The organism is Staphylococcus sp. GDY8P85P (assembly GCF_017892405.1).
Lineage (GTDB): Bacteria > Bacillota > Bacilli > Staphylococcales > Staphylococcaceae > Staphylococcus > Staphylococcus borealis.
In genome coordinates, this window is record NZ_JAESLA010000026.1 from 12,666 (window position 1) to 37,015 (window position 24,350).

25 protein-coding genes are annotated in these 24,350 nt (G+C 33.9%); 17 read left to right on the forward strand and 8 right to left on the reverse strand.

Annotated features, from left to right (window positions below; genetic code table 11):
• Positions 1-3: 3 nt before the first annotated feature.
• Together KA828_RS06560 and KA828_RS13400 are read right to left on the reverse strand one after the other, a co-directional pair.
• On the reverse strand, positions 4-432 hold the full coding sequence (locus tag KA828_RS06560) for a GNAT family N-acetyltransferase (RefSeq protein ID WP_210125800.1): 429 nt from the start codon (positions 430-432) through the stop codon (positions 4-6).
• A gap of 510 nt (positions 433-942) precedes the next feature.
• The gene (locus tag KA828_RS13400) at positions 943-1,005 is read right to left on the reverse strand and encodes an alpha family phenol-soluble modulin (RefSeq protein ID WP_089046351.1); all 63 of its coding nucleotides are present in this window, start codon (positions 1,003-1,005) and stop codon (positions 943-945) included.
• Positions 1,006-1,523: 518 nt separating this feature from the next.
• Between KA828_RS13400 and KA828_RS06570 the strand changes: the two genes are divergently transcribed.
• The 9 genes from KA828_RS06570 to KA828_RS06610 all read left to right on the forward strand — a co-directional run bounded on the left by KA828_RS06570 (position 1,524) and on the right by KA828_RS06610 (position 11,637).
• A complete protein-coding gene (locus KA828_RS06570; protein ID WP_210125802.1) occupies positions 1,524-3,023 on the forward strand; it encodes an NADH dehydrogenase subunit 5 in 1,500 nt (499 codons plus the stop codon).
• A gap of 15 nt (positions 3,024-3,038) precedes the next feature.
• The gene (locus tag KA828_RS06575) at positions 3,039-5,609 is read left to right on the forward strand and encodes a DUF2309 domain-containing protein (RefSeq protein ID WP_210125804.1); all 2,571 of its coding nucleotides are present in this window, start codon (positions 3,039-3,041) and stop codon (positions 5,607-5,609) included.
• Between the two features lie 69 nt (positions 5,610-5,678).
• Complete coding sequence (locus tag KA828_RS06580) at positions 5,679-6,041, forward strand: Na-translocating system protein MpsC family protein (RefSeq protein WP_011276808.1); 363 nt, start codon at positions 5,679-5,681, stop codon at positions 6,039-6,041.
• A gap of 201 nt (positions 6,042-6,242) precedes the next feature.
• Complete coding sequence (locus KA828_RS06585) at positions 6,243-6,935, forward strand: GNAT family N-acetyltransferase (protein WP_210125806.1); 693 nt, start codon at positions 6,243-6,245, stop codon at positions 6,933-6,935.
• A 63-nt stretch (positions 6,936-6,998) separates the two neighbouring features.
• Entirely contained in the window at positions 6,999-7,685 is a 687-nt protein-coding gene (locus KA828_RS06590; RefSeq protein WP_070854417.1) for a phosphatase PAP2 family protein, read from the forward strand.
• A 32-nt stretch (positions 7,686-7,717) separates the two neighbouring features.
• Complete coding sequence (locus KA828_RS06595; RefSeq protein WP_210125808.1) at positions 7,718-8,575, forward strand: patatin-like phospholipase family protein; 858 nt, start codon at positions 7,718-7,720, stop codon at positions 8,573-8,575.
• Between the two features lie 67 nt (positions 8,576-8,642).
• Positions 8,643-9,374, forward strand: coding sequence for an alpha/beta hydrolase (locus KA828_RS06600; protein WP_053030243.1), 732 nt, complete (start codon positions 8,643-8,645; stop codon positions 9,372-9,374).
• A 14-nt stretch (positions 9,375-9,388) separates the two neighbouring features.
• The gene (locus tag KA828_RS06605) at positions 9,389-9,637 is read left to right on the forward strand and encodes a hypothetical protein (protein ID WP_210125810.1); all 249 of its coding nucleotides are present in this window, start codon (positions 9,389-9,391) and stop codon (positions 9,635-9,637) included.
• A 671-nt stretch (positions 9,638-10,308) separates the two neighbouring features.
• Complete coding sequence (locus tag KA828_RS06610) at positions 10,309-11,637, forward strand: sodium-dependent transporter (RefSeq protein WP_053030241.1); 1,329 nt, start codon at positions 10,309-10,311, stop codon at positions 11,635-11,637.
• Between the two features lie 346 nt (positions 11,638-11,983).
• Here the strand turns inward: KA828_RS06610 and KA828_RS06615 are convergent, their stop codons facing one another.
• Entirely contained in the window at positions 11,984-12,523 is a 540-nt protein-coding gene (locus KA828_RS06615; protein ID WP_210125812.1) for a hypothetical protein, read from the reverse strand.
• A gap of 127 nt (positions 12,524-12,650) precedes the next feature.
• Complete coding sequence (locus KA828_RS06620) at positions 12,651-13,181, reverse strand: pentapeptide repeat-containing protein (RefSeq protein ID WP_210125814.1); 531 nt, start codon at positions 13,179-13,181, stop codon at positions 12,651-12,653.
• Between the two features lie 281 nt (positions 13,182-13,462).
• Between KA828_RS06620 and KA828_RS06625 the strand changes: the two genes are divergently transcribed.
• From KA828_RS06625 to KA828_RS06650, 6 genes are all read left to right on the forward strand, one after another.
• The gene (locus KA828_RS06625) at positions 13,463-14,359 is read left to right on the forward strand and encodes a PLP-dependent cysteine synthase family protein (protein ID WP_053030344.1); all 897 of its coding nucleotides are present in this window, start codon (positions 13,463-13,465) and stop codon (positions 14,357-14,359) included.
• 5 nt (positions 14,360-14,364) lie between these two features.
• Positions 14,365-15,510: a bifunctional cystathionine gamma-lyase/homocysteine desulfhydrase gene (locus KA828_RS06630; RefSeq protein WP_053030238.1), complete on the forward strand. Its 1,146-nt coding sequence runs from the start codon at positions 14,365-14,367 to the stop codon at positions 15,508-15,510.
• A 259-nt stretch (positions 15,511-15,769) separates the two neighbouring features.
• Positions 15,770-16,792, forward strand: a complete 1,023-nt coding sequence (locus KA828_RS06635; protein ID WP_210125816.1) for a methionine ABC transporter ATP-binding protein — start codon at positions 15,770-15,772, stop codon at positions 16,790-16,792.
• Complete coding sequence (locus KA828_RS06640; RefSeq protein ID WP_053030236.1) at positions 16,793-17,452, forward strand: methionine ABC transporter permease; 660 nt, start codon at positions 16,793-16,795, stop codon at positions 17,450-17,452.
• A gap of 37 nt (positions 17,453-17,489) precedes the next feature.
• A complete protein-coding gene (gmpC, locus tag KA828_RS06645) occupies positions 17,490-18,335 on the forward strand; it encodes a dipeptide ABC transporter glycylmethionine-binding lipoprotein (protein WP_107630185.1) in 846 nt (281 codons plus the stop codon).
• 380 nt (positions 18,336-18,715) lie between these two features.
• On the forward strand, positions 18,716-19,705 hold the full coding sequence (locus KA828_RS06650; RefSeq protein WP_210125818.1) for a LysM peptidoglycan-binding domain-containing protein: 990 nt from the start codon (positions 18,716-18,718) through the stop codon (positions 19,703-19,705).
• Positions 19,706-19,861: 156 nt separating this feature from the next.
• Here KA828_RS06650 and KA828_RS06655 read toward each other — a convergent pair whose 3' ends face one another.
• Positions 19,862-20,140: a hypothetical protein gene (locus KA828_RS06655; RefSeq protein WP_053030234.1), complete on the reverse strand. Its 279-nt coding sequence runs from the start codon at positions 20,138-20,140 to the stop codon at positions 19,862-19,864.
• A gap of 127 nt (positions 20,141-20,267) precedes the next feature.
• Between KA828_RS06655 and KA828_RS06660 the strand changes: the two genes are divergently transcribed.
• Together KA828_RS06660 and KA828_RS06665 are read left to right on the forward strand one after the other, a co-directional pair.
• Entirely contained in the window at positions 20,268-20,657 is a 390-nt protein-coding gene (locus KA828_RS06660; RefSeq protein ID WP_210125820.1) for an NUDIX hydrolase, read from the forward strand.
• A gap of 7 nt (positions 20,658-20,664) precedes the next feature.
• A complete protein-coding gene (locus KA828_RS06665; protein WP_210125822.1) occupies positions 20,665-21,129 on the forward strand; it encodes a GNAT family N-acetyltransferase in 465 nt (154 codons plus the stop codon).
• Between the two features lie 140 nt (positions 21,130-21,269).
• Here KA828_RS06665 and KA828_RS06670 read toward each other — a convergent pair whose 3' ends face one another.
• The 3 genes from KA828_RS06670 to gltC all read right to left on the reverse strand — a co-directional run bounded on the left by KA828_RS06670 (position 21,270) and on the right by gltC (position 24,207).
• Positions 21,270-22,079, reverse strand: coding sequence for a YibE/F family protein (locus KA828_RS06670; protein WP_210125824.1), 810 nt, complete (start codon positions 22,077-22,079; stop codon positions 21,270-21,272).
• Positions 22,076-23,158 carry a YibE/F family protein gene (locus KA828_RS06675; protein ID WP_481906425.1) on the reverse strand — a complete coding sequence of 361 codons (1,083 nt, stop codon included), beginning with the start codon at positions 23,156-23,158 and terminating at the stop codon, positions 22,076-22,078. The genes KA828_RS06670 and KA828_RS06675 overlap by 4 nt, the downstream gene beginning before the upstream one ends.
• A gap of 161 nt (positions 23,159-23,319) precedes the next feature.
• Positions 23,320-24,207, reverse strand: a complete 888-nt coding sequence (gene gltC, locus KA828_RS06680) for a glutamate biosynthesis transcriptional regulator GltC (RefSeq protein WP_210125828.1) — start codon at positions 24,205-24,207, stop codon at positions 23,320-23,322.
• Between the last annotated feature and the right edge of the window lie 143 nt (positions 24,208-24,350).

Below are 24,350 nucleotides of genomic sequence, written 5' to 3' on the forward strand. Positions count from 1 at the left end.
GTTTTACTTCTTCCATGCCATTAATAATTCAGTATGGTTTGTTTTATCAATATTGGCGTCGATTTTTATGAAACCTAAATCCGTATAAAAATGAACGGCGCGAGGGTTTTCTTTAAATACTTTTAAAGATAAATAATCATATTCAGATTGTAAATGCTTAATGAGTGCATGCCCAATCCCTTGGTCTCGAAATTCTTCTTTTACAAACAAGCCGGCTATGTAAGTGTCATTAAGCCCGCAAAATGCGACAATGTCCTTACCATTTTTATAAACGTAAACCTCAGCATCCTTAAGAGCGTCAAGTACAGTAGTATAGTTGTCTATCCAATAAAAACTATCAATAAAGGTATGTGTATCTAAATTTGCATTAAGCCAAATATTGCCTAATACTTTTATTGTTTTGCGATTTTTCTTTTTTAAATGTTCAATCATAGTAGACACCAACTTTAAATGTTTAATAGGTTATATCAAAGTGATAAAGGTATTAATGCAAGCCTTGGAAAGGCACTTGTCTAAAGATACGAATTCGATTCGTTCGTCACCATAAGCGGTGATTGCGATAGTCAATGAAGATAATCCGATTAGGTATTAATCACAAAATATCTGATGATGTACATCTCTAGTATTTGATTCACTATTACCCTAAATTTACGTGTATTGTTCTGAAATGAACATATTCATAAGAAAAATTCACTAAATATTAATTAAATCGATAATTATAAGAGGGTTTTTTAAATATTTTTAAGCGGTTTCACAAAATTGTTACATGCATGACCGTTAAAATATGTTACTTTATACTTAAACAAAATAAATTCATTTTATCCACTGACGTTCAATCTTTATCCTTATAGAGATTGAGCGTTTTGTTTATTAACGCAAAAAAAGAGTGAAATCTAATGATTTCACTCTTTTTATGGAATGTTTATGTGCGTTATGCGAAACTTATTTTTTAGTTAAGTCGATGATGAATTTAACAAGTTCAATAATACCAGAAATGATTCCCATTTTGAGTACCTCCTTATTAAATGTTAAATAAAGTATAACGTGACTTTGAATATCTGTGGGCGATAGTTCCTAACTCAATGAAAGCATTTCGTATTCGTTAGATTTCAGACAATTAGTAACGATAAATCATGCCTATCTGAATGATTAAAGGTCGATATTAATATTGGATAAATAAAATACCCTTCGAATACGTTAATAGATTGACTTTTTAGCAATAATTTTTTATATTGTATGTATTGTGCTGAATTTTTACATAGGTCTTTATCAAGCAGTTGTGCAAGGGTACGTAGTACTCATTGTTCAATTGAAGGATGAGACATATGGTTGATGATACATATAAGGTAGCTTGAAAGAGCATTTATACATATTAAGTAAATGAGTTCTCATAGAAACCTACAATAGTTAGTAAATATCTGATATCTAAGGATAAAACTAGACTATTGTAGGTTTTTTCTTATATTGTTAATAGTATAAGGGAACTTTTTAATGAAATAGATTGAAGACATGGAGGAGCGGCAATGTTAAGTTCAGGTTTTTTACTAACATTATTTTTCGTAACGCTTGTCATTGCAGTGTTAAGTGGCTTGATTTTTTTAGTGCCATCGGTTCCTGTAAAATACATACGTTTACATTTAACTTTACTTCTATTACCTGTCATTGTAGGAGTAATTGGCTTAATCACTATTAATGGCAGAGATATCGTAGGCATCTTTGCTCTAGACAAATTAGCTTGGTTAGTAGGTGCCTTTGTACTCGCTTTAGGGTTTATAATTCAAAAATTCTCTACACGTTACTTATTAGGTGATCGTAATTATCGTAAATACTTCCCGTTATACACATTTACAACGGTATTTGCGTCTGTAGGTTGGCTAAGTAATGATTTACGTTTAATGGTTATTTGTTGGGGATTGACATTATTTTGTTTAACGCAACTGATTCGACTCAATCGTTCATGGAAAGTACCAGCTGAAGCAGCAAAGGTTTCTGCACGATCATTTATCATTGGCTGGATAGCATTACTTTTAGCTGTCGTTGTATTTTATATTGGTACAGGCGATTGGGTTATCGATCCATCACAAGATTATGATGTTGCAATGAGTTATGGACTGAAATTAATTGTAGATTTATTACTCGTTATTGCAGTTATTATTCCAGCAGCACAGTATCCATTCCAAAGCTGGTTAATTGAATCTGTTGTAGCACCCACACCTGTTTCTGCAATTATGCATGCTGGTATTGTAAATGCAGGTGGCATCATTTTAACGCGTTTTTCACCTGTGTTTGATAATAGTATTGCCTTAACGTTATTACTTGTTATTTCAAGTATTTCTGTACTTATCGGTTCAGGAATTAGCTTGGTGCATGTTGATTATAAAAGACAGCTTGTAGGTTCAACAATGAGCCAAATGGGCTTTATGCTTGTACAATGTGCGTTAGGTGTTTATTCTGCTGCGATTATTCACTTGATTTTACATGGTGTCTTCAAAGCAACGCTATTCTTACAATCAGGATCAATTGTTAAACGTTTTAATATTCCAACACCACCTAATGTTAAACGTTCTTATGCTTGGACAGTGTTAGGGAGAACATTAGCAATTGTTATTGCAGTTATTTTCTTTTTAACAAGTTCGCATACACCTTATACATTAATTAGTGCATTTATTTTAGCATGGTCGTTATCTGTATCGTGGAATCAAATGGTTGCGCTAAATAGAGGAATGATGGGTAGGATGATTGGCATCGCAATGCTCATCATTGTAGCGCTTGTTTATGTTGTGACGCATGACGTATTTGTCAATATTTTAAGTAATGTATATATGGTTGCGCCACACCCACCATTCATTAGCGTGATCATTTGTATTGCCATTCTAGTATTAGGTAGTATCTTTAGCATTTGGGTAGCACGTCGTCGTTCGTCAACAGCTTTTGCTAAAGTATATTTATGGCTTGTGAAAATTGGGGAAGCAAAATTTAAATCGGTTGAAAGTCATCCGAACTATTTAAAAAAATATTTATAAGAGGTGGAATCAAACATGACTATAACTAAATTTAACATAGAGGACACAGTCAAAGCGGCACGTCGTGTGATTACACCACTATCTCCGATCTCTATCTTTGCTGCACGTAATCCATGGGAGGAAATGGAACATGAAACGTTTGATCAAGTTGCTCAATGGTTTAAACATGTTCGCGATATAGATTTGTACCCAAGTCATGCATCGGTGATGACTGCTTTGGAAAATGGCGAGATAGATCAAACACTCGTAGAAGCAGACGTTCAACAAGCTATTAAAGCTTACGATACATCAGTGCCAAAATCACATATTGATACTTATTGTAAGAACGCAATGCGCATTAAGGATGTGCCTACAAACCTAATTACTAAAGAAGCCTACTTAAAGATTGAAGTATCTAAGCTTAAACGTGTATTTGAAGATGAACCTTTTAAATACGCACGTTCAAAAAGTGCGAATGCGTTTAATGCTAAAGGTGAATCTTTAATGGATGAACTGAATACACATATTATTAAGTGGTCTAAATTATATTTGGATAACTTCCAATCAAGTTGGACAATGCCGAAAAGAGAAGAAGGATTTTATATCTCTTGGTTGCATCTCGCACAGCATGATCCCATGTTGAGTAAGACGCAACGTAAAATGGTTAAAACATTACCTCAAGATTATAGAGAAGCTTTAATTATGGCATTGAACCACTTAGATATAGCGGAAGATGAACGAGAGTCTTATTTAACAGGACATTTCTTATCGTTACCAGGTTGGGCTGGAATGATGTATTATCGTGCCGAACAACATGAGCATGAAGCGGACTTATTAACACAGTATCTTGCTATACGATTAACGATGGAATGTATTTTATTAGATACTGAAAAAATGAGTCGCCCGGCAGTCTTAAATGTGGAAAGACGAATTAAAGAATTGGTAAGTAAGTGGTTATATTATGGAGAAATGTCTATTGATGATTGGGCATCGATGTCCATTGAAGATCAGTTAGAACATTTAAGATTCGCACATGATTTTAACCCGCTTTATTTCAAAAAATTATGGCTTGAAGCATGGGAAGAAACACATGAACGTGAGTTAGTGGAAGCGATATATGATAAATCTGTTAAACCAGTTAAACAAGAAACACAAGTTCAATTAGCCTTTTGTATTGATGTGCGTTCTGAACCATTCCGTCGTCATTTAGAAAGTGAAGGACCATTTGAAACAATCGGCATTGCAGGTTTCTTTGGACTTCCAATTAGAAAAGAAGTGCTAGATGAACAATTTACACATAATTCATTGCCTGTTATGGTACCGCCGGCTTATGCCATTAAAGAGTACGCGGATCGTCATGCTCTAAATACGTATAATCAACAGCAACATTCGGTTACATCTATGTTCTATACATTTAAATTGATGAAACATAATGTTTTACCAAGTTTACTATTACCAGAGTTAAGTGGACCATTTTTAAGTTTGAATACGATTGCGAGTACATTGATGCCGAAAAAGACAGGGCATTTTGTTCGTAATTTTACCAAGAATTGGTTGAAAAAACCTGAAGCTAAACTAACAATAGATCGTGAACATGAAGTTTATAGTGATTTACCAATCGGTTTCACAGAAGAAGAACAAGTTGCCTTTACAAGACAAGCATTACAATTGATGGATTTAACGACGAACTTTGCCCCTTTAATTGTATTAGGGGGTCATGGAAGTGTGTCTAATAATAATCCGTACCATGCCTCGCTAGAATGTGGTGCTTGTGGCGGTGCATCAAGTGGCTTTAATGCTAAATTATTAGCAATGATGTGTAACTTGCCTCACGTACGTAAAGCTTTAAAAAGTGAAGGTATAGTGATTCCAGATTCAACGGTCTTTGTGGCTGCAGAGCACAAGACGTCTATCGATGACTTAGAATATATTTATATGCCTGAATTAACGAAAGAAGCACAACATGCATTGGATATGTTAAATGAAGCTATGCCGCGTGTAAGTTATAAGGCAAATTCTGAACGTCTAGCTAATCTTCCTGGCTTAGATCAAGAACATTTGAAAGACCCAGTGGCAGAAGCACATCGCTTTGCGAATGACTGGAGTGAGATTCGTCCAGAATGGGGCTTAGCACGTAATGCGGAATTTATTATTGGCCAACGTAGTATTACTGCTGGTGCTGATTTAGAAGGGCGTGCTTTCTTACATAATTATGATTGGAAGAAAGATGCTGATGGACAATTATTAAACACAATTATTTCAGGACCAGCGCTAGTAGCCCAATGGATTAATTTACAATATTACGCATCGACGGTTGCGCCGCATTTTTACGGAAGCGGAAATAAAACGACGCAATCAGTTACGTCTGGTGTCGGTGTCATGCAAGGGAATTCAAGTGATTTACTTGCCGGGTTGCCTTGGCAATCAGTTATGGCAGCGGATAACAAGATTTATCATTCTCCAATTCGATTATTGGTCGTTATTCAAGCGCCAGATCAATATATCAAAGACTTACTTGAGAATAATGTTAAGTTCAAACAGAAAGTGGATAATCACTGGGTACGTTTGGCTAGTATTGATGAGAACGATAGCTGGAAAGACTGGTAGGGAGTTCGGTTTTTCCGAAAAAAATGATAAAATAAGGTTAATCAATCAATAGGAGATAAAAGATTAATCATGGCTAAATCTAAAGGTGCTTATGAGGCAGAAATTAGTAAAGCAATTACTCAATGGGAAAAGGACTTTCTCGGACGTGGCTCACTCTCAGTAAAAACGGATATATTACGCGATATGATTATCGTCAATTTGCAAGGCGTATTAACACCAGCCGAGTATAGAGTATGTAAAACGCAAGAAGGTTTACTTAACATTAAACGTACGCGTTCAGAACTTGTGGAATCCGGTCAAGACGATTTAATGCAATTAATCTTAGATATTACTGGGGTTAGTGTAAGTAGTTTCCATAGTGATTTAAGTACGATTACAGGTGAACGTGTGATTGTATTTAAACTAGATACTAATTTGGAAAAGCAACTTTAATATTCAACAACAAGCATTGTAATATAAATTTAGAAAAGTACCCTATCTAGTCAGCAATAGAAACTGACCTTCAGGGTACTTTTCATTTATATGAAGGTTAATGGATGCATGATTCATTTATATTTTATAATTTCTAATTAAGAGATTATTTTAGTGGTTTAGTGTACAATTTACACAAAGGTAATCTAGGAGTTGAAAGTGATGCGCGTAAATGAATTTAAACAACCAATCGGAGAAGCATTAGATGGTTTTATGACGCCGCCTTTTCCTAATAAGCAATTATTAGAAGGGCATTATGGTAGCTTAGCAAAGTTAAATAGTCATCACACAGATGATTTGTATGACGTGCTATGTGATGTTGAATCAAGACACATTTGGACGTACCTTTATGAAGGCCCTTTTGATTCTAAGTCGGAATTTGAACAATACATTAACCAACTGATTGATAGTGAAGATAAATATTTCTTTACGATTATAGATAAGGTGCAGTACAAACCTCTAGGCATTGTGGCATTGATGCGCATAAATCCAGAACAAGGATCGATAGAAGTGGGCAATATCATTTATTCTAATCAATTACAGCAAACACGTGTAGCTACAGAAGTTCAATATTTGTTAGCAAAATATGTATTTGAACAATTAGGTTACAGACGATATGAATGGAAATGTGATAATTTAAATGCGCCTTCTAAGCATGCTGCACAACGATTTGGCTTTACATACGAGGGATTATTTAGACATTCTAATATTTGTAAAGGTCGTAATCGTGATACGGCTTGGTTCTCAATGTTAGATAGCGAGTGGCCAGATGTGAAATTAAGATTCGAACATTGGCTTGCACCGTCTAATTTCAATAAGGATGGACAACAAATTAAACATTTAAATGACTTTTAATGAAGTGAATTAAATGACTGCGAATTACAGAAAACAATGAAATTAGGGACTGATGAACGTATGATGAAACAAAAAAGAGAAATATCACCTATGACGACGGTACCTATGTTCATGATTGGGTTAATTATTTTTATTATTGTAGCAATAAATGTCAGTCGTGATACATTAATGGTTCAATATATCGATAAAGGATCATTACATTGGCTAACCGATTATTTTGGTGAACCAGAACGCAGGTTTGGTGACGGCCTTTGGCATAATTTTATGACGTTTTGTGCTGAAATAGGAGAAGTAAAATCTGTTATCTATATCACGTTATTTTTAGCTATCATTTTATTATTTAAACATTTTAAACTAGCTATTTGGATGCTTTTAACGGTATCAAGTGGTACGTTATTAAATTATTTGATTAAACAGCTAATTGAAAGACCACGTCCATATAATCATTTGATGCGAGATCATGGTTATTCATTTCCAAGTGGCCATTCTAATGCGAGTACGCTACTTGCGTTAATGTTACTCATTATCTTAATTCCACTAATCAAGTTTAAAGCTATCAAGATCATAATCAGTATTATAACCATTATCGTATGGATAGGTGTATTGTGTTGCCGACTATATTTTCATGCGCATTATATAACGGATGTAGTTGGAGGTGTGACATTAGCTGTGGTGTGGATAGCATTGTTTTTAATGATATTACCACTGTTTAACCTTAATCTTCGTCATAAATCTAATAATAATGAATAGGACAACATCTTTTTAACAAAGGGGAGATGGCAATGCCAAAAGATAAAGCATGTACTTTAGTTCTTGGTGGAGGCGGTATTACAGGGATTGCATGGGAATCAGGCGTCTTAGCTGGAATGATTGAAAGTGGTGTGAGTTTAGATTTAGCAGATAGAATCATTGGCACATCAGCAGGATCATTTGTGGGTGCAGTACTGGCGAATGGTGATGATATGCGCACATATTACTATGAATTAAATGAGCGCAGAGATGATAGTGATCGGGCGACGGTTTCTTCAGATATTTATCGTTTATGGCAGAATGCCTTTATTGTAGGTCGTGATGATGCTGCAAAAGTAGGGCAAATGATGGGAGACATTATATATACGAGACCCTCTCGTGTTGATTTATCTAAACGTAAGCAAGCCATACGACAGCGTTTAGGAGATGTAGGGTGGCACGATAATTTAGAGATTACCGCTATGAATGCTAAAACAGGTGAAGTTACTACATTTCATTCACATAGCGATGTGACACTTGAAGAAGCTGTGACAGCAAGTGGCGCAGTACCAGGTATTTGGCCGCATATACGTTTGAATCATCGTGACTGGATTGATGGGGGCATGGTTTCTCCTACTAACGCAATGTTAGCAGAAGGTGCTGATAGCATCATTATATTGGCACCATTAGCGGATGGCTTAGGTATGATACCGGGGGCATTTGATGATGCTAAACGATTGCGTGAACATAGCCATGTTCTAGTGATAAGTCCAGATAGTAAGAGTAGAGCAGAAATTGGAGATAACATTTATAATCCTAATAACATCTTAAAAATAGGAAATGCGGGTTATGAGCAAGGCAAATCCCTCGCACAACGCGTTCATATGGAATTTAGCGAGTGGGTTGAATGATTTTTCACATTTAAGACTACGCGCAATGTCATTATGTGTTTATTTTTAAAATAAGGAGAGATTAAGAATGAAAGTAAAATCACCACGTCCTATTCATTTGCAAGGGACACGCGAAGAAGCAGTATTATTGCTGCATTCATTTACTGGTACAATTCGTGATATTAAGCCATTAGCACAAACACTTAATAATGAAGGGTACACATGTTACGCACCTAATTACAAAGGACATGGGTTACCACTCGACCAGTTTACACAATATACTGTTCATGATTGGTGGAATGATGTTCTTGATGGTTATCAATTCCTAAGAGATGCAGGATATGACACAATTTATGCAACTGGCGTATCTTTAGGCGGTCTATTCACTTTAAAATTAGCTGAAACGGTAGATGTTGCCAAAATTGCAGTTATGTCCGCACCAAGTGAAAAGGAAGAAGCGGGTATTGTATGGCGTATGGAACGTTACGGACAACGTATGAATGAGTTGATGAATGTAGATGGTGATGCTGCACAGGCACAGCTAAATTATATAGAAGACTATCGCCCTAGCGTTCGTGTATTTAAAGATTTTATTTCAAATATTACTGCTCATTTAGGCGATATTACAACACCGGCAAGCATTCTTTATGGAGAAAAGGATGAACAATCTTATCAAGATAGCGCACATTATATTTATGAACATATTAATAGTGCAGATAAAGATTTAACACCTCACCCTTTATGTAAACATCTTATGACACATGGTGAGGGTAGTGATAAAGTAGAATCACAAATTGCAGAATTTTTTATGACTAACTAAATGGAGTGTAAAGAATGAAACGTACATTTTTATTAACATACATAACGACGTCTGGTAAAAATTATACTGAATTTAAAACATTTCAAAATGGCCCTGATCATGATACATGCGTACAACGTCTTATTGATGAATTTGATGAACTGGCTTATTTATTTTTAAAAACGGGCCAACAATCGCATTATATTAACATTGATCATATTGAAAGTTTAAGCATTCAAGAAGTCATGGACGGACAAGAAGTGATGTACGATTTTGAAGATTAATCTATTCATTAACCGCATAATATAAGTAGTATATATTTTGAAATACTGGATAATCATTGTCTGGATACAAACTATTTTATTAATGAAGAAAATTAGAAATACATTGCCCATCCCCAGCTTGCTTAGCTTGTAAAATCACTTTCATGATTTTTTGTGTTGAGGCCCGCCCGCAAGGGTGACTAGAACTGAGAAAAGCTTGATTTAAGCGCCTTCTCAGTTCAGTCAGCTACTGCGAATTTGCTAAATAGCATTATTATATTATTTATATCCCAGACTGTTTTTTCTTTCATGAACAAACTCATTGATGTATATTGTGATTTTTATCAATTATTTTGATACTATTAGGGACGATGAATAACATAACGTCCTGAATATGTTGATAAAGTACAAACAATGATCCGCCTTGAATGTTAAATGGGGGGCGTAAACCTGAATCCCTCATCCTCAAATACAATATAACCACCTATAACTTCTATACCTTTCCAATAATTAGCGCTAATTTTTTTACGAAGCAATGTCGTTATACTCCTTCGTTCATCATTAGGATTAGTTAAATTTTACTATAAATTTAAAAAAATAAAAAAACTATGTATATTGCACTTATAAGCAAGACATGTTACAGTATTACTTAAGTGCATAAACGCTTTAACGCGCTAAAGGGAGTGAAACGATTGAGCAAAGAATCACAATGGAAGACATCAACTGGATTTATTTTAGCGAGTGCGGGATCGGCGATTGGCTTGGGCGCAATGTGGAAATTTCCGTACATGGCAGGCATCTATGGTGGTGGTGCTTTTCTACTGCTATTCTTAATATTTACTATATTTGTAGGATTACCACTATTAATTATGGAATTTACAGTAGGTAAGATGGGGAGAACTTACACTACTCAAATATATAGCAAGTTAACTGGTAAGAAATGGCTAAATATTATTGGGTGGAATGGTAATTTAGCAGTATTCATATTATTTGGTTTTTACAGTGTTATAGGTGGATGGATCATTATTTATATCGGTAACGTGATATTACAAATGTTATCTATCGAGAAGACATCTTTAACCAGCATTAATTTTGAAGCAATTATTAGTAATCCATGGTTAACCGTTTTGGGCCAAGGGATTTTTATCTTTTTAACGATGATTATCGTAATGTTAGGCGTTGAAAAAGGATTAGAAAAAGCATCAAAAGTGATGATGCCGTTGTTATTTATTTTTCTAATTATAGTTGTGGTGAAATCCTTAACTTTAGACGGTGCGGTAGACGGTGTTCGCTATATTTTACAACCACGTTTAGAAGATATTTCTATGGAAGGTATATTATTTGCGTTAGGGCAATCATTCTTTACATTATCGTTGGGAACAACGGGAATGATCACTTACGCTAGTTACGCGCCTAAAGAAATGACTATTAAGTCATCAGCAATTTCAATTGTGATTATGAATATTTTAGTATCCGTACTAGCTGGCTTAGCTATATTCCCAGCTTTGAAGACATTTGGCTACGAACCTCAAGAAGGTCCAGGCTTATTATTTAAAGTATTACCTTTAGTGTTTAATCAAATGGGTTTTGGTGTTACGTTTTACTTCTTATTCTTAATCTTATTTTTATTTGCAGCATTAACATCATCTATTTCATTATTAGAATTAAACGTATCAAACTTTACTAAAAATGATAATTCTAAACGTAAATCTGTAGCGTTTATCGCAAGTATACTGATATTAATGATTAGTATTCCAGCGACTTTATCGTTTAGTAGTTTAAGCGATATTAAGTTTGGTGCAGGAACAATTTTTGATAATATGGATTTTGTCGTATCAAATATTTTAATGCCTTTAGGTGCGCTTGGAACAACGCTAGTAGTGGGTCAATTGTTGGATAAAGATGCCTTAAAAGAAAGTTTCGGACGCGACAAGTTCAAATTCTTTGCACCCTGGTATTTTTTAATTAAATTTGTCATGCCAGTCGTTATCATACTTGTGTTTATCGTTCAGTTATTCTAAGAAATATATTGAAAACAGGGGTCTGGGACATAAATAATATAATGAAGCTATTTTGCAAATTCGCAGTAGCTGACTGAACTGAGAAGGCGCTTAATTCAAGCTTTTCTCAGTTCTAGTCATCCTTGCGGGCGGGGCTCCAACAAAGAGAATTTCACTAAGAAATTCTACAAGCAAAGCAAGTTGGGAGTCGGGGCCCCAACACAAAAAATCACGAAAGTGATTTTACAAGCTAAGCAAGTTGGGGTCGGGGCCCCAGCAAAGAGAATTTCATCAAGAAATTCTACAAACAAAGCAAGCTGGGAGTGGACGACGAATTTAAAAGAATTCTGTCCCACTTCCTGTTTTTTTACTTGAAACGAGCATTGATAAAGTCGCGCTCAATTTCTAATAACGTTATATAATCGTTAGACATTATTTCTTTACCAATCTCAATATTTTTAGAAATAATAAAGTCGGCAAGTTCACGATTATCTTCCTCAGAATCAAAGAATGTGAGTGCCCGTTTTATTGTATCCTTTTCGGAAAAGAGGATTAACGTCCGTCCGTAGGTTAAGTCCTCTTTACTTCTTTGATACGAAGCTTCTAAAAACGCAAATATTTTTGCGCCATCATTGTATTCAAAGGCTGTATTGATATCACTTTGAACTTTATCAGCAATATTTGACAATCGTGATTGTTCTGCTGGTGCTTCAGGCCTATAGTAATCTCTTACATATTCTTTCCATTTCGTTAATTCAGTATCAATATGTTGTTTTAATTCTGAGTTATTATTTTTTGTATTGAATGTATCAACGCGTTGTTGTAAGTCGCTTAAATCTATTAAATCGTCACGATGAAGTTGACTCTGTTCAAATGCTTTATAGTGATCATTTTCATGAGTAGCCATGAATCATTCCCTCCCTTTGAAATACTTAAATGATTATTCCTTTAACAGTTCTATTTGAAACATATGTTTTAGAACATTAAAGAGATTATTGATAAGTTAGGAAGTGTATAGGTGTAACTACTCAAGGTTACATATTTTCAAAATGAACGTCTTGTTTACGTAATTCTTTCATGACTTTCTCAGAAATTGCAGAATTATTAATTGAAACATTTTTAAAAATGCAATCTTTAATTTTTACGCTATCTAGTTGGCATAAATCTAATGCTACATTTTCAAAGACTGCTTTCTTTAAAACAACATCCTTGAAAGTAACGTTACGTAGGCTACAGTCTTTAAAGGTCGTATGTTCTATCGTTAATGCGTTGAATTCACTATTATCGAAAGTAGTTACACTGTAATTCACTTTACGCATTAGTGTCTTAAAGAAATTAATATTCACAAAAATACTACTGCTAAAATCACAATTAATTAACTTAGTATTAACTACGGAATGAACATTTTTAAATATACCTTCTGAGAAGTCGCAATTTTTAAAATAACTTTTATTGACTTCTAAATCGTCATACATCGCGTTTCTGAAGGTACTATGAGTATATTTTTTACTTTTAAACTGTTCATTAGTGAACACAGATAAAGATAAATCGGCTTTTGATGTCATTATGATTCTCCTTTAAGTATGATTCATATAAATCATCAGTTATTGCTTTTGCATCGTTATTATCGTAACACGAGTATTAAGTTGAACGATAGTTATTGAGATACGAGTACATGTATGATTACATAGGAAATTTTAAAATTTGTAGTTTTGCATAAATCTTAAGATTAACGTATAATTCATAGTGATTGAGTAAGAATTTATAAAACAGTATTGGGAATCATGAATATTTTAAACAGAAGGTAGGTTGAGTCAAAGCGAATAAATCGCTTTAGATGATTAATATGATTGCATTTGACTTAATAGGACAAACACCATTAGTATTACTGGAAAGTTTCAGCGATGAAAATGTTCAGATATATGCAAAATTAGAGCAATTTAATCCGGGTGGCAGCGTGAAAGATCGACTAGGTAAATATCTTGTTGAAACAGCTATAAAAGAAGGTCGTGTGTCATCTGGCGATACAATTGTTGAAGCTACGGCAGGTAATACAGGTATAGGACTTGCAATTGCTGCTAATCGATATCATTTAAATTGTGTTATTTTTGCGCCGGAAGGTTTTTCTGAGGAGAAGATATCCATCATGCGTGCATTAGGCGCTGATATTAAACGTACACCGAAAGCGCAAGGAATGATTGGTGCGCAAACTGAAGCAAGACGTTATGCTCGAGATTTCGGAGCGGTATATATGAACCAATTTGAAACTGAGCACAATCCAGCTGCATACACCCATACATTAGGGAAACAATTGACAGATGCTTTACCAAACATTGACTACTTTGTTGCTGGTGTTGGTTCGGGAGGCACATTTACAGGTGTTGCACAGCATCTTAAACAATACAATGTAAAGAATGTGATTGTTGAACCTGAAGGCTCAATATTGAATGGTGGCGAAGCACATGCACACGATATTGAAGGTATTGGTTCAGAGAAATGGCCAATCTTTTTGGAACGTAGCTTAGTTGATCACATTATTACAGTGAGTGATAACGATGGCTTTGAAAATGTGAAACGCTTAGCGCAACAAGAAGGATTGTTAGTCGGTAGCTCATCAGGAGCTGCACTGCAAGGTGCTTTAGACATTAAAAATAAAATCGATAAAGGCGTTATTGTGACAATTTTTCCAGATGGAAGCGATCGTTATATGTCGAAGAAAATATTTGATTACAAAGGAGAATAATGATTATGAAGAAAAAAACACAAATGATTCACGGTGGACATACAACAGATGATTTTACAGGTGCAGTAACAACACCAATTTATCAAACAAGCACATATTTACAAGATGACATTGGCGACTTGAGACAGGGGTATGAATACTCTCGTACCGCTAATCCAACACGTAGTGCTATTGAAAGTGTGATTGCTAATTTAGAAAATGGGAAACATGGTTTTGCTTTTGGTTCAGGCATGGCAGCCATTAGTGCGGTTATTATGTTATTAGATAAGGGCGATCACCTTATTTTAAATTCTGATGTATATGGTGGAACTTACCGTGCCTTAACTAAAGTGTTTACGCGTTATGGCATCGATGTTGATTTCGTAGATACAACACATATCGAAAATGTGAAGGATTATATTAAACCAGAAACTAAAATGTTATATGTTGAAACACCATCTAACCCATTACTACGTGTAACTGATATTAAACGTACTGCAGAAATTGCAAAAGAAAATAATTTAATTTCAGTAGTAGACAATACATTTATGACACCTTATTATCAAAACCCATTAGATTTCGGCATTGATATTGTATTACACTCAGCTACTAAATACATTGGTGGCCACAGTGATGTAGTAGCTGGCTTAGTTGCTACTGCAGATGACGAACTTGGTGAACGTTTAGCATTTATTTCAAATTCAACAGGTGGTGTGCTTGGACCACAAGACAGTTACCTATTAGTCCGTGGTATTAAAACATTAGGCTTACGCATGGAACAAATTAATCGTAACGTTGAAGCGATTGTTGAAATGTTACAAAATCATCCAGCCGTTCAACAAGTCTTCCATCCAAGTATTAAAGACCATTTAAATCATGATATTCATGCTTCTCAAGCTAGCGGTCACACTGGTGTCGTAGCGTTTGAAGTAAAAGATACAGAAGCAGCCAAACAACTTATTCGTGAAACACATTACTTCACACTAGCTGAAAGTTTAGGCGCAGTTGAAAGCTTAATTTCAGTGCCTGCTTTAATGACACATGCGTCTATCCCTGCCGATGTACGTGCTAAAGAAGGTATCACTGATGGACTCGTACGTTTATCAATCGGTATTGAAGATACTGAAGATTTAGTTGAAGATTTAAAACAAGCCATCGATACTTTGGAATAACTATAAAAAAATAAAAATCTTAAAAAAAGATGTTGACCCTAAAATAACTACGTAACAATACGTGTTGTTTTAGGGTTTTTTTAAATTGTTAAAAAAGGCAGAAATAGGTAAGAAATGATGATATCAAAATAATTTTGTTCTATCTTTAAATTCAGAAAATTTTAAAAATTTTTAAAATAATATTGACGCACAATTTACTTTTAAATATAATTCATTTATTCATATAGGCAATAGAAGTAATAAATGAGGGTGACATCGATTGATTGAATTTCAAAATGTGAATAAAGTATTTCGCAAAAAGCATGAAAAAATTCATGCCTTAAAAGAAGTATCTTTCAAAATAGATAAAAACGATATATTTGGTGTTATTGGCTATAGTGGTGCTGGAAAAAGTACGCTCGTACGCTTGGTCAATCAGCTAGAAAAAGCAACAAATGGACAAGTGATTGTCAATGGTCATGAAATTAATACATATAGAAAAAAAGAACTCCGTAACATAAAAAAAGATATAGGAATGATATTTCAGCATTTTAATCTTTTAAACTCAAAAACAGTTTTTAAAAACGTAGCAATGCCACTTATTTTAAATCATAAAAGTAGTTCTGAAATAAAAGAAAAGGTAGAAGAAATGCTAGAATTTGTAGGATTAGCAGACAAGAAAAATCAGTTTCCTGATCAATTATCTGGTGGACAGAAACAACGTGTCGCAATAGCTAGAGCACTTGTCACTAATCCTAAAATTTTATTATGTGATGAAGCAACAAGTGCGCTAGATCCTGCTACAACAAACTCTATTCTTCATTTATTGAAAAATGTAAATGAGACTTTCGGTATAACAATTATGATGATTACGCATGAAATGAGTGTAATACAAAAAATTTGTAATCGAGTGGCAGTTATGGAGCGCGGTGAAGTGATTGAATTGGGCACTGTTAAAGATGTGTTTAGTCACCCTCAAACTAAAACTGCTAAAAGCTTTGTTTCTACAGTTATAAATACAGAACCGTCACATAATTTACTTGAATCATTTAAAAGAAAGGATTGTCATTATACGGATTACAAACTTTTTATTGATGAACATCAAATTAAATTTCCTATTATAAATGAACTCATTAGTCAATATAATTTCGATATTAATATTTTATTTTCATCAATGTCTGATATTCAAGAAGAAACAGTGTGCTATTTATGGTTGAGATTTAATCATGACAGCAATTTTAAGCGTGATAAATTAGAAAGCTACTTTAAGAATCATAGTATTCAGTTTGAGGAGGTGCATTAGATGTTTGGTTCAAGTATTGATGCATCTCAATTATTACAAGCATTATATGAAACATTGTATATGGTCACAGTTGCACTTATCATAGGTGCCTTAATTGGTATTCCATTAGGTGTTCTATTAGTTATAACTCGTAAAAATGGTATATGGCCTCAATCTATTGTAAATCACATACTTAATCCGATTATAAATATATTAAGATCGATACCATTTATTATTTTATTAATAGCTATTGTGCCTTTTACGAAATTATTAGTAGGAACGTCAATAGGGACAACAGCAGCTATAGTTCCTTTAACAGTGTACGTAGCGCCTTATATAGCTAGACTAGTTGAAAACTCACTACTAGAAGTAGATGCTGGCATTATTGAAGCGGCGAAAGCGATGGGAGCATCACCTATTCAAATTATTAGATATTTTTTAATACCGGAAGCGTTAGGCTCGCTTGTATTGGCAATAACGACAGCTATTATAGGGTTGATTGGTAGTACTGCTATGGCTGGTGCAGTTGGTGGAGGTGGAATTGGTGATTTAGCATTAGTGTACGGTTACCAAAGATTTGACACCTTAGTCATTATTATCACAGTTATTGTATTAATAATTATCGTACAGATTATTCAATCATTAGGTAACTTTATTTCTCGATTAATTCGTCGAAATTAGTTACTTGAAATATAATTTTATTAAGGAGACTTTGTGAATGAAAAAGATTATTGGATTAATATTAGCGACGTTGATCGTCCTTGCAGCTTGTGGTGGAGGCGGAGACAATAAAAAAGTGACGCTAGGCGTAGCCTCAAACGATACAGCTGCATGGGAAAAAGTTAAAGAATTAGCGAAAAAAGAAAATATTGATATTGAAATTAAACACTTTTCAGACTATAACGTGCCAAACAAAGCATTGAGTGATGGCGATATTGATATGAATGCATTTCAACACTTTGCTTTTTTAAATGAGTATAAAAAAGCACATAAAGATGCCAAAATTGAGGCAATTAGTACAACTGTCTTAGCACCATTAGGCATTTATTCTAAAAAGGTGAAAAATATTAAAGATATAAAAGATGGTGCAGAAGTTACAATTCCTAATGATATATCAAATCAAGCACGTGCTCTAAAATTATTGGAATCAGCAGGTTTATTAAAGCTTAAAGACAACTTTGGTTTAAATGGAACTATTAAAGATATTCAATCCAACCCTAAAAACATAAAAATAAAAGCAGTAGACGCTCAACAAACTGCGCGTGCTTTAGATGATGTTGATTTTTCAGTAATTAATAATGGGGTAGCAACTAAAGCAGGATTAGATGCTAAGAATGATCCTATTTATTTAGAAAAAACGTCTTCTGATGCAGTTAAACCATATATTAATGTTGTAGCAGTAAATTCTAAAGATGTAGATAATGAGACTTTCAAGAAAATTATAGAACTTTATCATGGTAAAGAAGCACAAGAAGCATTGAAAAAAGATACAAAAAATGGAGAAAAAGCAGTTAATTTATCAAAAAAAGCTATCAAAGAAATTGAAGATAGTTTAACTAAATAATATTTGAAATGAGTCGGGTAAGGTATGAATACTTACTCGACTTTATTAATAAAAGATGAATACGTCATATTTTAGTCGATTTTATATCAAACACGATACATTAATCGGTGAAAATGTGTTATACACTTATGAAAAGTAAATTATATTTCTAAGGATATTATTTGAAATTTTATAGTAGTGCACAAAAAATTCATAGACATGTAATCAAAATGAAATGGAATATCATGCCAAATTGTATTAATTTAGTATAAGTACACTACTTGAACGGATAAAAGAAAGAAGTATGTAATAAAGATTTAATACAGATAAGTGTCTAGTACAACTAGAAATAAGTGGTGAGTAACCCAATGAGCAAGCATAAGATTAAGGAGGCGCTTTGTATGAATAAAAAAATTCTAGCAACAGCAGTATTAGGGACAGGAGCACTTAGTACACTATTTGCTCATCAAGCTGAAGCATCAACAACGCACACAGTTCGAAGTGGTGAATCTTTATGGTCTATTTCAAACCATTATGGTATCACTGTATCTAAATTAAAATCATTAAATGGCTTATCATCAAATCTTATTTTTCCAAACCAAGTATTAAAAGTATCAGGATCTTCTAATTATTCAAGTCGTTCAAATTACGGTAATTCAAGTAGTACATATACTGTGAGAGCAGGGGATAGTTTATCATCTATTGCTAGCCGATATGGTACAACATATCGTCATATTATGAATTTAAATGGATTAAATAGTTTTTTAATCTTCCCTGGTCAACAATTAAAAGTATCAGGTTCTGCTAGCTCAAATTCTCAATCAAGTTATAATTCAAATTCAGGTGCATCATCAAGCACTTATACAGTACGTTATGGTGACTCACTGTCATCTATTGCTAGCCGATATGGTACAACATATCAACATATTATGAAATTAAATGGATTGAATAATTTCTTTATTTATCCTGGTCAAACATTAAGAGTGAGTGGTTCAGCTTCTTCAAACACGTATACAACACGTTCAACGCAATCAACTTACTATTCATCACCAGTATTTAACCATAGTAACTTATATGACTGGGGACAATGTACTCGGCATGTATTTAATCGTCGTGCTGCTATTGGAAAAGGAATCAGTACGTATTGGTGGAATGCAAATAATTGGGATAATGCGGCAGCTAGAGATGGATATCGCATTGATAGCAATCCAACAGTAGGTTCAATTGCACAATCAGATGCTGGTTATTACGGCCATGTGGCTTTTGTAGAGCGCGTAAATAGTAATGGTAGTATTTTAGTTTCAGAAATGAACTTTAGTGCTGGTCCAGGTGTTCTAACATATCGTACAATTCCTGCGTACCAAGTACGTAATTATAAATTCATTCATTAGAAAGCTTGAAACAAAAATAATAATTTGGCTATGTAGCCAAATTACAGTAGCTGACTGAATTGAGAAGGCGCTTCAATGAAGCGTTTCTCAACTCAAGTCATCCTTGCAGGGCTGGGAAGACGAATTCAATAAGAATTCTGACCCAGTCCTTTTATTTTATTGAAATTGATAATCTTCTTTAACTTTTCTGAAACTTGAAGCTAAGCGTGTAACATTAATAATGAATGAAACGAATGAGAATAACTTACGGAATTTGTAAGGAGATTTCATTGATACTACGAAATCTAAAAGTGTACCCACTGTACTTAGGCCTAAAGATAAATAAACTAGGTTTTTATTTTTTGCATCAAATTTAATACCGTTGTAACCATCAACGATAAAGCCTGCAGTACTTACTAAATTTGAAACGCGTGTTAATTTTGATTTCTTTGCCATGAATAATACCCTCCGAATATCAAAATGTCACTAAACGGACATTTAGTATATTAATATATGTTAACATCATACTAAATTAACATATATTTTTGAAGTACAAAACATTTAATAGAAAAGGTGTGCAGGTATGATCAAATGTGTTTGCTTAGTGGAAGAAACAGATGACCAAATCTTATTAGTACAAGTAAGAAATAGAGAAAAATATTATTTCCCGGGTGGTAAAATCGATGCGGGTGAAACGCAATTAGAAGCGATACAACGAGAAGTTAAAGAGGAATTACAATTGGCGTTTGAACAAAGTGACTTTACATATTTAGGTACAGTTGTTGGGGATGCTTACCCACAAAAGAATACGTTAACGGAACTAAATGGATTTAAAGTTCAACAGAAAATTGATTGGGATAGTGTGAAAATTGATAATGAAATTACAGATATTCGTTGGTTCGATAAATCTGATACAACCTTAATCGCACCAGCTGTTATAAAATGGATTGAGACCTTTTCAGAGAGAAAGTAGGGAGAAAATGGAAATACGACCATATTCGATTCACGATCAACCACTATTAAATGCGTTTGAAATATTAGCAGAAGATAGAAAATTCACTCGAACGCCTAATGATAATATTGCATCGGCTAAAGGGGACAATGAGCGTCATCCAACACTTGTTATGTTAAATGATCAATGTGTGGGTTTCTTTACATTGCATGAAGGTCAAGGGGTTAAACCGTATAGTAATCATCAAGATGCTATATTTTTCCGTTCATTTAGTGTAGATGCACGATATCGTGGTCAAGGTGTTGGAAAAGCTGTGATTCAACAACTACCAAGCTATATAAAAGCAATGTTTCCCTATATTAATGAAATAGTGTTGACTGTAAATACTGACAATGACAAAGCGATGGCGTTGTATAAACAAGCCAAATATTCAATAACTGGAGAGACACTTTTAGAAGGTCGACCAGTTTATATTATGAATTTGAACATATAGCTTTTATAAATGTGCGCATTAAAAAAGTGCCATTACAATCAATATGAAATAAATGAGGTAGGACAAGGCATTCATAAAGGCTTCTGTCCCAATCTCGATAACTTATTTCAAGATTGTATGGCACTTGTTGTTTTATCAATTTAATGATTGATGTTTTGCTCTGAAGTTTGTGAAACTTCTTGTGAAGGCTTTCCACTCAATTTAGGATGCTTAATTAATAATGCAGTAATCCACGCTGTGATAGGGATACTAATCGCTACAGCAATTCCACCGAGTAAGATAGAAATGAATTCTTGCGCAAATATCTTTGAGTTAATAATGTGTCCAAAAGAATAATGTAATTGGAAAAACCAAAAGAATAGTGTTAATTGACCTCCAAAATAAGCTAAATATATTGTATTGGCAGAAGTTGCTAAAATTTCTCTCCCTACACGCATACCTGATTGGAACAATGCCTTGCGTGAAAGATTAGGATTGGTTTCATTGAGCTCATACATAGGCGAACTTATTGTTATCGTTAAGTCAATGACAGCTGCAATAACAGCTAAAACAACCGTAAATACTGAGAATTGAACCATATCGATACCGATATTCATTGAAAAAATATAGGTTTCATCTTGTTGTTCCGTAGTAAACCCTTGTAGATGGCCAATACTTATAGATAAATAAATGCCTAATATTAATAATATCGTAGTTAATATTGTAGCAATAAAAGCAGCCTTGGTTTTAATATTGTAACTATTTAAAATAAACAAGTTACAAGCAGCAATGACGATACAAAATATTAATGAAACTAAATAAATAGGTGTTCCAAATAAAATGAACACAATACTGATTAGTAAGATCATAAAGTTTAGGAATAACGTTAAGTATGAAACTAATCCTTTTTTACCGCCGAAAATAAGCATTAAAATAAATAAAATTAGTGCTAGTAGGACGACTGCATTCATCTTGTCACACCCTTCCATTTCATCCACATAACCATCAGACTAATCGTAATTGGAATCGTGAGTACGATACCAATACCACCTGTTATAGCACGAGCGATTTCTAAAGACCAATTCATCGAAATCGTATATGTAAATGTGTTAGCATTTTTTAAATAAATTAGGAACATTGGCAAACTTCCTGATAAGTAGGAGAAAAGTAAAATATTTGTCATAGTTCCCATAATATCCTGTCCTATATTACGACCTGCTAGAGCCCAACGCGATAAAGAAATGTTAGGCGTACGTTGTAAGATTTCATACATACCACTTGATATTGTAATGGCGACATCCATTACAGCGCCTAAAGATCCAATAAGCACGGATGCTAAGAATATATCTTTAGGTGGTAATGTTAGAAAACTCATTGTTTCATATTTAATACCAGCTCCATTGGTTAATTGAATAATGATTTGAGTGATACCAATACATAAAAATGTACCTAATAACGTACCGATTGTTGTGATCCAAGTGCGCATATGCCAACCGGTTACGAGCAATAGCGTGACAATGGTAGACAGCACGATTGCCACACTCATTAGAATGAATAGGTTAGTAGATGGATGTTTATCATGGATTGCAATAGCTATTAAAATAGCACCAGTGTTAAAGATAAGTGACAGGATAGACTGTAAACCTACATTACGTCCAACTAGTAGTAAGGACATAATAAATATACCTACAATTGCTACAGAAAGACTATCGCGTTTTTTTTCTAAGATCGTTGCATCTTTCGGGCTGTTTTGAATATGCATTAAGACCTTATTATTTTTACTAAAGTGCTCTGAATCTGCTTGCGATTTGACATAGGTATTATCTATTGTGGTAGATTCACCTTTATATTTACCATTTAATATTTCTATTGTTAAATGTTGTTTGTATTTGAAGTCGGTATTATGTTGTTCATCAACGACTTTGTGAGCGTTACTCGTTTCTACATGTGTCACTTTACCGATAGGGGTGTTATAGAAACGTGCATTGAAAAACGTAAAAATAAAGGCGCCGATGATAAATAAGCCGATAATTACAATAATGTAATTCATTATACGATGACTAAAATAGTTGCGATTTTGTGCATTCATTATATTTAACCCTCATTTATAACTCGAAATTCTACGCTTTAATAAGTCAGAGTGATTATACGCTCCTCAACTGTATTATTCAAATAGTAGCTATTTGAATTATGACATATCACCTCATACTGTTAATGGTATGTCGACACTTTACTTAGAAGTTGATGTATTAAATTCGATAAATTGAGAATATCTACTTTTTTATTATCTTTTTTGAAGGCGACGCAAAAGGAGCGTTTTAATTCTGTATGCGCTAATGATATATCACATAATGCCTCCATCTCATTCTCCAACGTTAAATAATCAGGCAAGATGACATAGCCACGGTGATGTTTAAGTAAATAGTGTGCTAGGGATTTCGTTCCAATGATATGAATTGGTAACTTTAAAGTATGTTGTAAACGGTTTTCTATAGTTGTTGCTAAAGGTTTCAAAGTAAATAGTTGTGTTTCAGCTAGTTGAGTTAGTGGCGGATTTATAGATAAAGCAATCACATCATCTTTAGGCACATAAACATGGTATGTTTCTTCAAATAATGGTTTGAGTGATAAATTAGCGTTCTTCTGAAGAGCCGTGTTTATTTCGACCAATCCAATATCAATTTTACCAGTATATAGCGCTTCAGAAATCTCAGATGGTGACATCATATGAGGAACAATTATGCTATCATATTGGCGCTCAAACGCTTGAATGATTGCAGTAATCATTTGAGAAATATAGCTCTCTTCAAACCCAATATTAAGTATGCGCGCATTTTTGTGATTAGTTTGTTGAAATAACGCTACTGTTTCGTCTAATTGCTCCAAAATCTGAGTCGCCTGAGTGAGTAATGCTTTACCATGAGATGTTAAATGGATGTTTCGCCCTTGTCTATTAAATAAAGTAACTTGTAGTTCTTGTTCTAACAATGTGATTTGTCGACTTATTGCAGATTGGGCAATATTCAACTCGAGTGCTGCTTCAGAGAGATGTTCTCGACGTGCAACTTCTACGAAATATTTTAATTGTTTAATTTCCAAATGAATGCTCCTTTCTACTGTGCGCATAACATTTTATTGTCGATTGTTCTAATTTTTAGAATTAAGTCATCTAATTAATATATTGTTCAGATAAATATTTTACATTATATTAATTATTATTAACAGTAAATTTTCTGAAAATT

Excerpts from the sequence above, each read along its gene's own strand:
- KA828_RS06560 (WP_210125800.1), bottom strand. The coding sequence starts at position 432 with ATGATTGAACATTTAAAAAAGAAAAATCGCAAAACAATAAAAGTATTA.
- KA828_RS06570 (WP_210125802.1), top strand. The coding sequence starts at position 1,524 with ATGTTAAGTTCAGGTTTTTTACTAACATTATTTTTCGTAACGCTTGTC.
- KA828_RS06575 (WP_210125804.1), top strand. The coding sequence starts at position 3,039 with ATGACTATAACTAAATTTAACATAGAGGACACAGTCAAAGCGGCACGT.
- KA828_RS06580 (WP_011276808.1), top strand. The coding sequence starts at position 5,679 with ATGGCTAAATCTAAAGGTGCTTATGAGGCAGAAATTAGTAAAGCAATT.
- KA828_RS06585 (WP_210125806.1), top strand. The coding sequence starts at position 6,243 with ATGCGCGTAAATGAATTTAAACAACCAATCGGAGAAGCATTAGATGGT.
- KA828_RS06590 (WP_070854417.1), top strand. The coding sequence starts at position 6,999 with ATGAAACAAAAAAGAGAAATATCACCTATGACGACGGTACCTATGTTC.
- KA828_RS06595 (WP_210125808.1), top strand. The coding sequence starts at position 7,718 with ATGCCAAAAGATAAAGCATGTACTTTAGTTCTTGGTGGAGGCGGTATT.
- KA828_RS06600 (WP_053030243.1), top strand. The coding sequence starts at position 8,643 with ATGAAAGTAAAATCACCACGTCCTATTCATTTGCAAGGGACACGCGAA.
- KA828_RS06605 (WP_210125810.1), top strand. The coding sequence starts at position 9,389 with ATGAAACGTACATTTTTATTAACATACATAACGACGTCTGGTAAAAAT.
- KA828_RS06615 (WP_210125812.1), bottom strand. The coding sequence starts at position 12,523 with ATGGCTACTCATGAAAATGATCACTATAAAGCATTTGAACAGAGTCAA.
- KA828_RS06620 (WP_210125814.1), bottom strand. The coding sequence starts at position 13,181 with ATGACATCAAAAGCCGATTTATCTTTATCTGTGTTCACTAATGAACAG.
- KA828_RS06625 (WP_053030344.1), top strand. The coding sequence starts at position 13,463 with ATGATTGCATTTGACTTAATAGGACAAACACCATTAGTATTACTGGAA.
- KA828_RS06630 (WP_053030238.1), top strand. The coding sequence starts at position 14,365 with ATGAAGAAAAAAACACAAATGATTCACGGTGGACATACAACAGATGAT.
- KA828_RS06640 (WP_053030236.1), top strand. The coding sequence starts at position 16,793 with ATGTTTGGTTCAAGTATTGATGCATCTCAATTATTACAAGCATTATAT.
- gmpC (WP_107630185.1), top strand. The coding sequence starts at position 17,490 with ATGAAAAAGATTATTGGATTAATATTAGCGACGTTGATCGTCCTTGCA.
- KA828_RS06650 (WP_210125818.1), top strand. The coding sequence starts at position 18,716 with ATGAATAAAAAAATTCTAGCAACAGCAGTATTAGGGACAGGAGCACTT.
- KA828_RS06655 (WP_053030234.1), bottom strand. The coding sequence starts at position 20,140 with ATGGCAAAGAAATCAAAATTAACACGCGTTTCAAATTTAGTAAGTACT.
- KA828_RS06660 (WP_210125820.1), top strand. The coding sequence starts at position 20,268 with ATGATCAAATGTGTTTGCTTAGTGGAAGAAACAGATGACCAAATCTTA.
- KA828_RS06665 (WP_210125822.1), top strand. The coding sequence starts at position 20,665 with ATGGAAATACGACCATATTCGATTCACGATCAACCACTATTAAATGCG.
- KA828_RS06670 (WP_210125824.1), bottom strand. The coding sequence starts at position 22,079 with ATGAATGCAGTCGTCCTACTAGCACTAATTTTATTTATTTTAATGCTT.
- KA828_RS06675 (WP_481906425.1), bottom strand. The coding sequence starts at position 23,158 with ATGAATTACATTATTGTAATTATCGGCTTATTTATCATCGGCGCCTTT.